Source organism: Flavobacterium sp. GT3P67 (assembly GCF_004349155.1).
Classification (GTDB): domain Bacteria; phylum Bacteroidota; class Bacteroidia; order Flavobacteriales; family Flavobacteriaceae; genus Flavobacterium; species Flavobacterium ranwuense.
In genome coordinates, this window is sequence record NZ_SMLF01000005.1 from 54,057 (window position 1) to 67,897 (window position 13,841).

The 13,841-nt window shown below is 32.8% G+C and carries 10 protein-coding genes; 7 read left to right on the forward strand and 3 right to left on the reverse strand.

The window, feature by feature from the left end:
- Window positions 1-4: 4 nt before the first annotated feature.
- The 4 genes from E0H99_RS09655 to E0H99_RS09670 all read left to right on the forward strand — a co-directional run bounded on the left by E0H99_RS09655 (window position 5) and on the right by E0H99_RS09670 (window position 5,950).
- On the forward strand, window positions 5-2,410 hold the full coding sequence (locus E0H99_RS09655; protein ID WP_131994472.1) for a YfhO family protein: 2,406 nt from the start codon (window positions 5-7) through the stop codon (window positions 2,408-2,410).
- Between the two features lie 63 nt (window positions 2,411-2,473).
- Window positions 2,474-3,763, forward strand: coding sequence for a glycosyltransferase family 4 protein (locus tag E0H99_RS09660; RefSeq protein WP_131994475.1), 1,290 nt, complete (start codon window positions 2,474-2,476; stop codon window positions 3,761-3,763).
- A gap of 47 nt (window positions 3,764-3,810) precedes the next feature.
- Entirely contained in the window at window positions 3,811-5,274 is a 1,464-nt protein-coding gene (locus E0H99_RS09665; protein ID WP_131994478.1) for a lipopolysaccharide biosynthesis protein, read from the forward strand.
- 376 nt (window positions 5,275-5,650) lie between these two features.
- A complete protein-coding gene (locus E0H99_RS09670; protein WP_131994481.1) occupies window positions 5,651-5,950 on the forward strand; it encodes a hypothetical protein in 300 nt (99 codons plus the stop codon).
- A gap of 5 nt (window positions 5,951-5,955) precedes the next feature.
- On the opposite strand, the gene uvrA is transcribed toward E0H99_RS09670, so the two are convergent.
- Complete coding sequence (uvrA, locus tag E0H99_RS09675) at window positions 5,956-8,742, reverse strand: excinuclease ABC subunit UvrA (RefSeq protein WP_131994484.1); 2,787 nt, start codon at window positions 8,740-8,742, stop codon at window positions 5,956-5,958.
- A 487-nt stretch (window positions 8,743-9,229) separates the two neighbouring features.
- On the opposite strand from uvrA, the gene E0H99_RS09680 reads away from it, so the two are divergent.
- Window positions 9,230-9,814 (forward strand): RNA polymerase sigma factor, encoded by a 585-nt coding sequence (locus tag E0H99_RS09680; protein ID WP_131916883.1) that lies wholly within the window; start codon window positions 9,230-9,232, stop codon window positions 9,812-9,814.
- 312 nt (window positions 9,815-10,126) lie between these two features.
- Here E0H99_RS09680 and E0H99_RS09685 read toward each other — a convergent pair whose 3' ends face one another.
- Entirely contained in the window at window positions 10,127-10,777 is a 651-nt protein-coding gene (locus tag E0H99_RS09685) for an endonuclease III domain-containing protein (protein ID WP_131994487.1), read from the reverse strand.
- Between the two features lie 89 nt (window positions 10,778-10,866).
- On the opposite strand from E0H99_RS09685, the gene bcp reads away from it, so the two are divergent.
- Entirely contained in the window at window positions 10,867-11,319 is a 453-nt protein-coding gene (gene bcp / locus E0H99_RS09690; protein ID WP_131994490.1) for a thioredoxin-dependent thiol peroxidase, read from the forward strand.
- Between the two features lie 197 nt (window positions 11,320-11,516).
- On the opposite strand, the gene E0H99_RS09695 is transcribed toward bcp, so the two are convergent.
- Window positions 11,517-12,977 carry a TonB-dependent receptor gene (locus E0H99_RS09695; protein WP_131994492.1) on the reverse strand — a complete coding sequence of 487 codons (1,461 nt, stop codon included), beginning with the start codon at window positions 12,975-12,977 and terminating at the stop codon, window positions 11,517-11,519.
- 94 nt (window positions 12,978-13,071) lie between these two features.
- Here E0H99_RS09695 and E0H99_RS09700 point away from each other — a divergent pair, with 94 nt between their 5' ends.
- Window positions 13,072-13,836 carry an MBL fold metallo-hydrolase gene (locus tag E0H99_RS09700; protein ID WP_131994495.1) on the forward strand — a complete coding sequence of 255 codons (765 nt, stop codon included), beginning with the start codon at window positions 13,072-13,074 and terminating at the stop codon, window positions 13,834-13,836.
- Window positions 13,837-13,841: the final 5 nt, after the last annotated feature.

Sequence of the window (13,841 nt, forward strand, 5' to 3'; positions counted from 1 at the left end):
TACATTGAAAATAATTAATAAGTTCTATCCACACGCTTTAGCCATATTTGGTTTTGTTGTAATTTCTCTCCTATATTTTTATCCTGTCTTGCAAGGAAAACAAATTTTCCAATCTGATATCGTGCAGTATACAGGAATGGCCAAAGAACAAAATGACTTTAGAGTCACGGATGATGTTGAACCGTATTGGACTAATTCAGCATTTGGTGGAATGCCAACCTATCAATTAGGAGCCAAATATCCGCACGATTATATTGGAGCGATAGACGATGCACTGCGATTTTTACCACGCCCTGCGGATTATTTATTTTTATATTTTCTTGGGTTTTATGGCTTGATGCTGGTATTAAAAGTCGATCCTTTGAAAGCTTTTTTTGGTGCCTTAGCCTTTGGTTTATCTACCTATTTGATTATTATTCTTGGAGTTGGCCATAATGCCAAAGCGCATGCCATTGCTTATATGCCGTTGGTTATTGCCGGATTTATTCTGGTTTTTCAAAAGAAATATATTCTGGGAGGTTTGATTACGCTTTTTGCGACAGCATTAGAAATCAATGCGAATCACTTCCAAATGACCTATTACTTATTGATTTTCCTATTGATACTTTCTGCTTATTTTATCTATCAGCAAGTAAAAGAGAAGGAATATAAATCACTGTTGTATTCGGTTGGGATATTAGCAGGGGCAGGAATTTTAGCGATTGGTGCCAATGCTACGAATCTATTAGCAACTTCTGAATATGCTGATTTTAGTATTCGTGGTAAAAGCGAACTTACGTTCAATCCAAACGGTTCAAAAAATGAGACTACTTCTTCAATGTCGAAAGACTATATCACGGAGTACAGTTATGGAGTAATGGAAAGCTTTAATCTTATTGCACCCCGACTTTTTGGTGGTTCTAATAATGAGGCAGTTGGCAAAGACAGTAATATGTACGAATTTATGATAGGTCAGGGAGTTCCAGAGGATCAGGCAACTGATTTTGTTTCGGGAATGCCAACGTATTGGGGAGATCAACCTATTGTGGCTGCTCCTGCATATATTGGAATTGTAGTATTCTTTTTGGCTATTTTGGCTTTGTTTATTGATAAAAGAAAGATTAAATATGTATTTCTCTCCGGTTCAATAGTTGCATTAGTTCTCTCATGGGGTAAAAATTTCCCTATTTTGACGGACTTTTTTATTGATTATGTTCCAATGTACGATAAATTCAGAGCGGTATCCTCCATCCAAGTTGTTTTGGAATTGTGTTTTCCAGTTTTGGCTATTATGGGATTACAGTCTTTCTTCAAATTAGACAAAAAACTGCAATGGAAAGCATTGTATGAAACGACAATATTAGGTTTAGGAATTATTTTGATTTTATTTTTAAGTAAAAGCATGTTCAGCTTTTCAGGAGGAAACGATGCTTATTTTCAAGAAAGTTACGGTCCTGAGTTTGTAAACGCCCTTAAGCTGGATCGAATGAGCTTATATAGTGCTGATTTATTGCGTTCAGGCTTTTTTATCGTGTTAACAGCCGGAGTTTTATGGTTGTTTATTAAAGATAGATTTGCTCATAATACGGCCATTATAATTGTAGGTTTATTGATGGTTTCCGATTTGTTTTTTGTGGATAAAAAATATGTTTCCGGAAAAGATTTTGTAAGCGGAAGTCAAGTTGAAGTGCCTTTTCAAGAGTCGCCTTCTGATACTGAGATTCTAAAAGACACGGCTAATTACCGTGTTTTTGAAGTAGGTGATATCATGGGTGCAAGAGCTTCATATTTCCATAAATCTATTGGTGGTTACAGCGCGGTAAGACCTAGAAGAATGCAGCAATTAATTGATTATCAGATTTCCAAAAATAATATTGAGGTTCTTAATATGCTTAATGTGAAGTATGTTATCCAAAAAGACAAAGAAGGAAAAGAATTTCCAGTATCAAATCCAGCTGTAAATGGGAATGCATGGTTTGTGAGCCAGGTAAAATTGGTGAATTCTGCTGATGAAGAGATGAAAGCGTTGGATAGTTTGGATTCTAAAAATGTGGCGGTTGTAAATAGTAAAGATTTTGAAATTAAAAATAAGGCTTTTGCCAAAGACAGTTCAGCGACTATAATTTTAGAAAATTACAAACCTAATTATTTGAAATATGTGTCTAATAATTCAAATGAAGGTTTAGCTGTTTTCTCCGAAATGTATTATGGAAAAGGTTGGAATGCCTATATTGATGGAAAAAGTGTGTCTCACATTAGAGTTGATTATGTTTTAAGAGCTTTAGATATTCCAACAGGAAAACACACCATTGAATTTAAATTTGAGCCTCAAGTTATAAAAACCGGAAGCACGATAACGTTGATAAGTTCAATAGGAATGTTGTTGCTTTTAGTTGGTGGGATTTATTTCGAAAGGAAAAAATTCGTGTAATTAGGTAGAGACGCACTGTAGAGACGCACTGCAGTGCGTCTCTACTAACATAAAAAAATTAAATTGAAACCAGAACCCAAGAAAATTTTAATAATTACCTATTATTGGCCACCGGCTGGAGGTCCAGGTGTACAGCGTTGGCTTAAGTTTGTTAAGTACTTGCCTGATTTCGGTATTCAGCCTATTGTTTATATTCCGGAAAATCCAACCTATCCTATTGTTGATGAAAATTTGGTTAAAGAAGTTTCAGATAAAGCGATTATTCTGAAACATAAAATTTTTGAACCGTATCAACTGGCTTCATTTCTTTCGAAAAACAAAACAAAAAAAATCAGTTCAGGAATTATTCCAAATAAGAAAAAGCAATCTTTTCTTGATAAAACCTTTCTTTGGATTCGCGGGAATCTTTTTATTCCGGATGCACGTGTTTTTTGGGTAAAACCATCGGTTGCTTATTTGGAGAAATACATTGTTGAAAATAATATTGATGCGATTGTTACTTCGGGACCGCCACACAGTCTGCATCTTATTGGATTAGAATTAAAACAAAAATTAAATTTGAAATGGTTTGCCGATTTTCGGGATCCGTGGACCACTATTGGCTATCATAAATCATTGCGATTGTCTAGTTTTGCTGCCAAAAAACACAAAACATTAGAGCATCAGGTTTTGAATACAGCCGATACAATTATAGTAACCAGTAAGACTACTAAAACGGAATTTCAAGCGATTACAAACAAACCAATTGCGGTAATAACCAATGGTTATGACACGGAAGAAGTTGAAAAACAAACCTTGGATACGAAATTCAGTTTGGCGCATATTGGTTCTTTTCTTTCCGAGAGAAATCCTCTGATTTTATGGGAGAGTTTGGTTGAATTGATTCATGAGATTCCAGATTTTAAATCGCATTTGGAAATAAAACTAATTGGAGCTGTGAGTCAGGAAGTTTTGGAAACGATTACTCAATTCGGGCTAAATTCCTATTTGAATAATTTGGGTTATGTTTCGCATGCAGAAGCGATTGCACACCAAAGAAAATCACAGGTTTTGTTGCTTATAGAAATTGATTCTGAGGATACTAAAAGCATTATCCCTGGGAAATTATTTGAATATATGGTTTCTAACAGGCCTATTATTGCAATTGGTCCCAACGGTTCTGATTTTGCCGAAATCATAAAAGAAACCAATACAGGTGTATTTTTTGATTATTCGGAGAAAATGAAACTTAAAAGTGTAATTTTGAACTTTTATAATCAGTTTTTGGAGGGTAAATTACAAGTAAACGGCATAGGATTACAACGTTATTCAAGAAAAAATCTTACCAAAGAATTGGTTGAACTGATCAAATAAAAGCTAAATTTCCAACAACTTTTAACCTTAAAAATTAAACTCCTACAATGGGAATAGTATTAAATCAATCTTTAAAGAATACGATAATTACCTATTTGGGTTTTGGAATTGGTGCAATAAATACCCTTTATTTGTATCCCTTTTTTTTAGGAACTGTATTTTATGCTTTAACAAACTATATACTTTCTTGGGCAAATATTATTATGCCATTGTTGGCTTTTGGGATGCAAAATACTTTGGTGAAGTTCTATACCCAGTATAAAACAGAAGAAGAACGCTCTCAGTTTCTATCATTTACAGTGCTAATCCCTTTCTTATTGTGCATTCCTTTGGTATCGATTGGCTTATTCTTTTTTGAACCTATTTCATTGTACTTGAGTAAAGAAAATCCTGTAGTTAAGGATTATTTGTGGCTTATTCCATTTATAGGGCTAAGTATGGCTTATTTCGAAATTTTTTATGCTTGGGCAAGAGTTCACATGCATTCGGTTTTTGGAAATTTTGTTAAAGAGGTAGGGCTCAGATTATTTTCTTTATTTGCCTTGATTGGAGTTTATTACAAATGGATTACTGTTGTTGAATTTATTTATGTTACTGCGATTATTTATTTTCTGGCTTTTATTATAACTATGTTTTATGCTTTCCATATAAAAAAACCTGTTTTCCAGTTCTCTATTCCTCAAAATGTGAAAGATGTTTTAGTGTATACCTTTTTCATTATTTTATCAGGGAGTGTTGCGGTTATGTTGTTGGATATTGATAAGATTATGCTTAATCAATATATTAAAATTGAGAATATAGCCTATTATTCAGTTGCGACTTATATTGCTTCTGTTATTGCTGTTCCAAGTCGTGCAATGCATCAGATTACATATCCCATAACAGCTAAATTGATGCATGAGAATAAACATGATGAATTAAATGATTTGTATAAAAAAACTTCCATTAATCTACAAGTAGTTGGAGGTTTTGTAATGCTATGCATTTTTGTTAATATCAATCAGTTATATGTAATGGTTCCAAAAGAATACTGTGGAGGAATTCTTGTGGTATTTTTGATTGGGATTTCTAAATATTTTGATTTGATTTTAGGAAATAACAATGCTATCATTTTCAATTCAAAATATTATCGAATGGTTTTGTTTTTAGGTTTATTACTTGTTTTTTTGACAGTAGGATTAAACATGTTTTTTATACCTAGATACGCTATAACAGGAACTGCAGTTGCTACTTTATTGTCAATTACTCTATATAGTTTGGCTAAACTGCTTTTTGTGGTCAAGCGTATGCATTTGTACCCATTTACAAAACAGACATTGTATTCTCTTGCAATTACTTTTGTATTGTTCTTGTTATTTTATTTTTGGGAATTTCCTTTTCATCCCATAATAAGCATTGGTTTAAAATCAATTTTGGTTACTCTTTTATATGTTTATATCAACTACAAATTTGTTATTTCTATTGAAATTAATGAAGCTTTAGATATAGTTTTGAAAAAATTGAAGAATTAATTTATAAATTTTTTTCAGTTCAAAAGAATGACTAATCTTAATTTCTAAAAATAATCTTTCTAACAAAATTTCATCTATGTTTAGCGTTTTTTCTCTTAAGAAGATAATGACATAAGTTTTTACTATATAAATGATTAAGGGATTTTATATGTGAATATTATAACTTTAAATGATTATTGTGTAACTTTTAAAGTATCTAAAAAAATATATTTGTATAGAACTTTAATAGTAAAAATTATAGTCGTTTAATTGTTTTTAGATGGATCAAAAATCACTAAAAGTGGGTATTGTACAAGTAAGAGACTATTCTTATTTTTGCAGTTGTTATCTTTATAAAAGACAATAATAAATAGCTAAAATAATTTCCCCAATAATTATGAAAAGCAATACATACATAAACGAAGAAAGCCTACAAAAATTTACTAGTATCATAGCTAATAAAATCCATAATGGATTTATAATTATCGAAAGGAACGATACATTGCCTTTTGCAGTTTTATCAAAAGGCAGGAAAGAAGTAGATCATACTTTTAATTTTTTTCTTTTTTGCGTAACATTAGGTCTATGGTCAGTAGCTTGGATTTATTTAACTTATGTTTCTTCTAAAGAGAAAAATATAGTGATAGCAATCGATGAAGATGGAAATACATTTGAAGAAAAATGCTATTTAGAATAGCATTTTTATAATTTTTCTTTTAGGTATTTTCCAGTAACTGAATCTTTTATTTTTACAATTTGTTCAGGTGTTCCTGCTGCCAATAATTTACCGCCATTTTCTCCACCTTCTGGGCCTAAATCAATAATCCAGTCGGCACATTTGATAAGATCAAGGTTGTGTTCAATTACTAGTATTGAATGACCTTTGTCTATCAATGCATCAAAAGAAGCCAATAACTTCTTGATGTCATGAAAATGCAATCCGGTTGTAGGCTCGTCAAAAACAAATAAAGCTTTGTCTTTTGTAGCGCCTTTTACTAAGAATGAGGCGAGTTTTATACGCTGTGCTTCTCCACCGGAAAGTGTAGAAGATGATTGTCCCAATTGCACATAACCCAATCCCACATCCTGTAAAGGTTGTAATTTTTGAGTGATTTTAGTTTGTTTATTGGCTATAAAAAAAGCAATTGCATCATCTATAGTCATGGTGAGAATATCGTGAATATTTTTACCCTCAAAGGCTACTTCCAAAACTTCTTTCTTAAATCGTTTCCCGTTACAGGTTTCACATGGTAATTGTACATCCGCCATGAAAACCATTTCTACATTTATGGAACCTTCTCCTTTGCAGGTTTCACATCTTCCACCATCAACATTAAAAGAAAAATGTTTGGCTTGATACCCTCTTATTTTTGATAGTTTTTCTTTGGCATACAATTCCCGAATGTCATCATACGCTTTAATATAGGTCACAGGATTAGAACGGGAACTTCTTCCTATTGGGTTTTGATCTACATATTCAATATGCTTGATTTGCGAAAAGGAACCGGTCATTTCAGTAAATTGACCTGCTTTTTCGCCAACATTCTCCAGCTTTTTTTGCATCGCGGGAAAAAGAATTTTCTTTACCAATGTGCTTTTTCCGCTTCCTGAAACTCCAGTAATAACGGTTAATACATCCAATGGAAAGATTACATCTATATTTTGAAGATTGTTTTCTCGAGCTCCTTTTATTTCAATAAAATTCTTGAAAAGCCTGCGTTTTTTGGGAACGGTAATTTCTAAGTCTCCATTCAAATATTTCGCTGTAAGTGATGTCGATTTTAATATTTCATCATACGTGCCTTGGGCCACCAGATTACCTCCAAAAGTTCCCGCTTCGGGACCAATATCAATAATCATATCCGCGGCTTTCATGATATCTTCATCATGTTCTACCACAATAACCGTGTTTCCTAAATCTCTTAACGATAACAATACTTTTATCAAGCGTTCTGTGTCTTTTGGGTGTAAACCAATGCTGGGTTCATCCAGGATATACATGGAACCGACTAAACTGCTTCCTAATGACGTCGCTAAGTTGATGCGCTGCGATTCTCCTCCGGAAAGCGTTGCTGAATTTCTGTTTAATGTCAGGTAGTCCAGTCCTACTTCGGTTAAAAAAGACAAGCGATTATTGATTTCTATTAACAATCGTTTCGCTATTTGTTTTTCATACACATCTAAATCAATATTTTCGAAAAAAGTAACCAAATGTTTAATAGGTAAATCAACTAAATCAGAAACTGTTTTTGAGTTAATTTTCACATACGAAGCTTCAATTCTCAAGCGTTTTCCTTTGCAGGAATGACATTTAGTTTTTCCTCTGTAACGCGAAAGCATAACTCTATTTTGGATTTTATAATTCTTTTCTTCCAGTTCTTTGAAGAAATCATTTAGACCTTGAAAATAGTTGTTTCCATTCCAAATCAATTCCTTTTGATCCTCAGATAATTGATAAAAAGGTTTATGTATTGGGAAATCAAATTTGTAAGCATTATTTACCAATTCGTCTCGAAACCAACTCATACTTTCACCACGCCAAGGAAAAATAGCATTTTCAAAAATGGATAAAGTTGTATTTGGTACCACTAATTCGGCATCAATTCCTATAATATTTCCATAGCCTTCACAAACGGGACACGCTCCGTATGGATTGTTAAAACTAAATAAATGAACGTTGGGTTCCAAAAATGTGATTCCATCCAATTCGAAATTATTGGAATACGAAAACTTTTTATCGGAGTTTAATTCCTGTAAATGGCAAATTCCTTTTCCTTCAAAGAAAGCAGTTTGTATCGCATCAGCCAATCTATTGTAGAATTCTTCTTCGTCTTTGACCACAATCCTATCAATAATGAGCGTTATGTCTTTATTGTCTAAAGAATGTTGGTCTATTTCGTCTAGCCGAACCATTTCATTATTCATCAGAATCCTTGCAAAACCTTGTTGTAGAAGCACTTTTAATTTGCCTTCCAGTTTTCGCCCTTCTTCTAAATGAATAGGAGCAAGAAGCAACCACTTGCTGTCAAGTTCAAAGCTTTTTACATCAGTAACCACATCAGTAACCGTATTTTTTTTGACTTCACGATCGGAAACAGGAGAATAAGTTCTTCCAATTCTGGCAAAAAGTAATTTTATATAATCGTAAATTTCTGTGGATGTTCCTACAGTAGAGCGCGCATTGGTTGTGTTTACCTTTTGTTCAATCGCAATTGCGGGAGCTATACCCTTTATATATTCCACTTTTGGTTTATCCAATCTTCCAAGAAATTGTCGTGCATAGGACGACAAACTTTCTACATAACGACGTTGACCTTCGGCATATAAAGTGTCGAAAGCCAAACTTGATTTTCCAGAACCCGAAAGTCCTGTGATAACCACTAGTTTATTTCGAGGAATCGCAACATCTACATTTTTTAAGTTATGTACTTGTGCGCCTTTTATAATGATATTTTTCTTGGGATCTAATTTCGAAAGGTCAACTTGCATAAAAATGATAATTTTTACAAAAGTAATCAATTTTCAACTGACTAAAAGGGTTGAACAAGTCACAAATAATGATTAAAAAAGATTGCAGTTGTTATTCCTTCAACGGTTATTATTTATCGATTCCGTAGTTTTATATGTTAAAGAATGTCAGTTGTTTATGTGGATATTGAGGGCTAAAAATAAGGTTTTTCAAAGTTCATTATTGGGCAAGTGGTATTTTGTTTTCTTAGTTTCAGAATTCATTTTGAGAAAAAAGGTTCCTAATGTTATTCATCAGTTTACTGTTTTTTATAGGAATGTAAAAAAAGAAGAAAAATTTTAACAAATTTGGAGCTACTTATGTTAATTTTTATTAATTTTACTTGCATGTTAAAACAATAATTAGTTAAATTTGAAAACTTAACAAACCTAAATAAACACTAGCCTATAATAGAAAACTACTTTTTAGAGATATCTCTTATTTATTTTAAAACTAAAAAGTATTATTATGGTTAATATACAACTCCCTGATGCGTCATTGGTAAAGGATTATGTCGCAGGTAACGAGGATGCCTTAGCTAAACTAATAAAAAGGCACGAATCAAAAATTTATGGTTTTATTTATTCGAAAATTCCGGATAAAGACATTACCAACGATATTTTTCAAGATACTTTTATCAAAGTAATTAAAACTTTGAAATCAAATTCATATAATGAAGAAGGTAAATTCTTACCTTGGGTTATGCGTATATCTCATAATCTGGTTGTAGATCATTACAGGAAAACAAAAAAAATGCCCATGTTCAGGGAAACAGAAGAGTTCTCTATTTTCTCTATAATGTCTGATGGGGCTCAGACTATAGAAAATAAAATAATTTCGGAACAAGTCGAAATGGATTTAAAAAAGCTAATCGAAGGACTTCCGGCTGATCAAAAAGAGGTATTGGTGATGCGAATGTATCAAGATATGAGCTTTAAGGAAATTTCGGAATCGACTGGAGTTAGTATCAATACCGCTTTAGGCAGAATGCGTTATGCTTTAATGAATTTGAGAAAAGTGATTGACAAACACCAAATTGTTTTAACCAATTAACAATATGTTTAAACTTGCTACGTTGTAATATAAAGAAAAATATATATTACTCTATGGCAAAAACTTACTCAAAAAAAGCATCAGTTTCAAAAAACAGGAAACCAAGTAAAGAAACAATTTCTTTCTTATTAAGCTATTCCAAAGCGTTGAGCATAATAAAAATAGACAATAAAAGTTTTGAAATCATATCTAATTAAAATAGCTTAACTCCAATTATGGTTGGTCTTATGTAAATTTAATTTGGTTTTAAATTATTAAAAAATCCCATTATTTTTTTAAAAAAAATAATGGGATTTTTTGTTTAATGAGGTTTTACTTTTTATGATAGGAATCAATAACCGTTTTTCTTCCAATTGTTTTAGTGATAATATCCTTCTCTAAATCCCAGCCACGAGCCGGCGAATATTGCCTTCCGTACCATATAATCTGAAGATGTAAATCATTCCAAAACTCCTCAGGAAAAATTCTTTTAGCATCTTTCTCTGTCTGAACAACATTTTTTCCGTTTGTCAAATTCCATCGGTACATCAACCTATGAATGTGTGTGTCAACTGGAAAAGCGGGAACTCCAAAGGCTTGCGACATTACAACACTTGCAGTCTTATGTCCTACGGCGGGTAATTCCTCTAGAAATTCAAAACTTTGAGGTACTTTTCCTTCGTGTTTATCGATTAAAATATGGGATAAACCATGAATCCCTTTCGACTTCATTGGCGATAAGCCGCAAGGACGAATGATTTCCTTAATTTCCTCAACAGACATTTTTATCATATCATAAGGATTATCAGCCTTAGCAAAAAGTAACGGTGTAATTTGGTTCACGCGAACATCCGTACATTGTGCCGAAAGTAAAACTGCAATCAATAACGTATAAGGATCCTTATGGTCTAAAGGAATAGGAATCGTCGGATATAACTCTTTTAACGTATTTATAACAAAGGTTACACGTTCTTGTTTATTCATTATTCATTAAATTTGATTTGTAAAGGAAAACAATTTCAATGGCAATAGCAAAATTCAATTTCAATTCAAATAAATAAAAAATATAAATAATGACAACATTAAAAAAAGGAGATAAAGCACCTAATTTTGCAGGTCTTGACCAAGACGGAAAATCACATCAATTGGCAGATTATGCAGGTAAAAAATTAGTCGTTTTCTTTTATCCAAAAGCAAATACACCGGGATGTACTGCAGAAGCTTGTGATTTAAGAGATAATTTCGAGCGATTCCAGGCTAATAATTATGAACTGCTGGGTGTTAGTGCTGATGTGCAAAAAGCACAAGCCAAATTCAAAGAAAAATACGATTTTCCTTTTCCGTTATTGGCTGATGAAGATAAATCAGTAATTGAAGCATTTGGAGTTTGGGGACCAAAAAAATTCATGGGAAAAGAATACGATGGCATTCACAGAACCACTTTTGTAATTGATGAAAAAGGAATCATCGAGGACGTGATTTTAGATGTAAAAACTAAGGTTCATGCCGCTCAGATACTAAAGTAAGTCAGTGTTCAGTTTTTAGTGATCATTTACTGCAATTGCAGATAAGAATACAAAAACTGAAATCAAATTATGACAACAACACAAAGTCCAGAGTTGAGGTGTTAAATGACCTCAATTTTGGACTTTGTGTTGTAATTTAAATCGAAATTTTACTACTGATTTTAATAGTTATCAGGACTAGCAACTGACCACATTCACTAATTACTTTCCTTCAAAACTTTATTTGGGTCATACCCAAAAAGGCGGTGCTCTTTGATTATTTCAGCAATACCAGTCGGAAGCATTGTTTCCCAACCCAGTTTTCCTTGATTAATCATATTGAGCACTTCACGAGAGAAAACCTCTAGAATTGCAGGATCGTAATCATTGATGTCTACTACTTTTCCATTGAATTTAAAGAATTTGTACAACTCTTTCATTCTAGGATGTACTTTTAAGTTCTCCGATGTGATGATTTCTCCATCTTCTCCAATCATTGGATACAAGAAAACTTTCATATCGCGATAGAATAATTTTCCAAATGCTTCTAGAATTCCTCCGCTTAAATGACGGTAATATTTCTCATCAAAAATATCTACTAAATTATTCACACCCATGGCTAATCCCATTCTGGCTTTGGTATAATTAGCAAAATACTCCACCACTTTATAGTATTCCTGGAAATTTGAAATCATTACTGTTTGCCCAAGAGAACACAGTAATTCAGCTCTATCCATAAAATCTCTTTCGTCGATTTCACCATCAGAACGTAAGTTTGATAATGTAATTTCAAAAACTACCAGTGTATTTTCGGCATTTACCTTATTCTCATTCAGGAACATTTTCAATGATTTCTCATACATGTCCATGTTCACTTTTGTAACGGGACGAAAACTACCTCTAAAAGCAAGAATATTTTTTTTGTATAGAATTGCAGCGGGAAGAATGTTTTTACCTTCAGGATTAAACATTACCGCATCTGTCATCCCGTTTTTTACTAATTGTAAACTCATCAAACGATTGTCGACATCAGCAAAACGAGGCCCTGAGAAATTTATAGTGTCTATTTCTAACTGATCTTTATCTAAGTGATCGTATAAATAGCGCAATAATCGTTTAGGATCATTGTATTTATAATACGCTCCATAAATTAAGTTTACACCAAGAATACCAAGTGTTTCTTGCTGTAACCGTACATCAGTTTCTTTAAATCGAATGTGAATGATAATTTCGTTATAATCCTCATCCGGTTCAATTTGATAACTAATTCCAACCCATCCATGTCCTTTGAATTGTTTTGCAAAATCAATAGTAGCTACAGTATTGGCATAACTAAAAAACATTTTATTAGGATGTTTCTCTCTGCTCAAACGTTTTTCTATTAGATTTACTTCGTGAGAAAGCATTTTTTTAAGTCGGCTTTCGGTTACGTAACGGCCGTCTTCTTCAATGCCGTATACAGCATCACTAAAGTCTTTGTCATAGGCAGACATTGCTTTTGCAATTGTACCAGAAGAACCACCAGATCTAAAAAAATGTCTTACAGTTTCCTGTCCAGCTCCAATCTCTGCAAAAGTTCCGTAAATATTTTCATTTAAATTAATACGAAGTGCTTTGTCTTTAATTGAAGGGATTTGTTCGATGATTTTGTCACCTTTTAATTTTATTTCTGTATCCATTTTCTTTTAATATGGCTAATATGTTGCAAAGTTAATGAAATAGGTTTCTAATGAAAGATAATTAACCCTATTTTTGTAAATAAAAGCAATAAAATTGAAGGTATATTTTTTAGGAACTGGTACATCACAAGGGATTCCTGTTATTGGGAGCAATCATCCAGTATGTAAAAGCACTGATTTTAAAGACAAAAGACTGAGAGTTTCCGTTTGGATATCTTGGGGAAATCATTCTTTTGTAATTGATTGCGGACCTGATTTCAGGCAGCAAATGCTTTCTTCAAATTGTCAAAAAGTAGATGGAATCCTATTCACTCACGAACATGCTGACCATACAGCGGGAATAGATGATATTCGTCCGTTTAATTTTAAGCAGGGTGAAATCCCAATTTATGCACATCAAAGGGTCATCGATAATTTGAGAAGACGGTTTGAATATGTTTTTGAAACGGTAAATAAATACCCGGGCGCTCCTTCTGTTGCAACGATTGAAGTTGTCAATAATCAACCATTTTCTCTCGGAAATAAAACGGTAATTCCTATTGATGTAATGCATGGGGATCTTCAGGTTTTTGGGTACCGAATTGATGATTTTGCCTATTTAACTGATGTGAAAACTATTGAAAAAAGCGAAATTGAAAAATTAAAAAACTTAAAGGTGTTGGTAATAAATGCTTTACGGGAAGAGCCTCATGATACTCATTTCAATTTGAAAGAAGCATTAGATTTTATAACTTTGGTGCAACCAAAAACAACTTATCTTACACATATTAGTCATATTATGGGATATCATGAAGAGGTTCAAAAAAACCTTCCTCCAACTGTTTTCTTAGCATACGACAATTTAGAAATTACACTATAATTCAA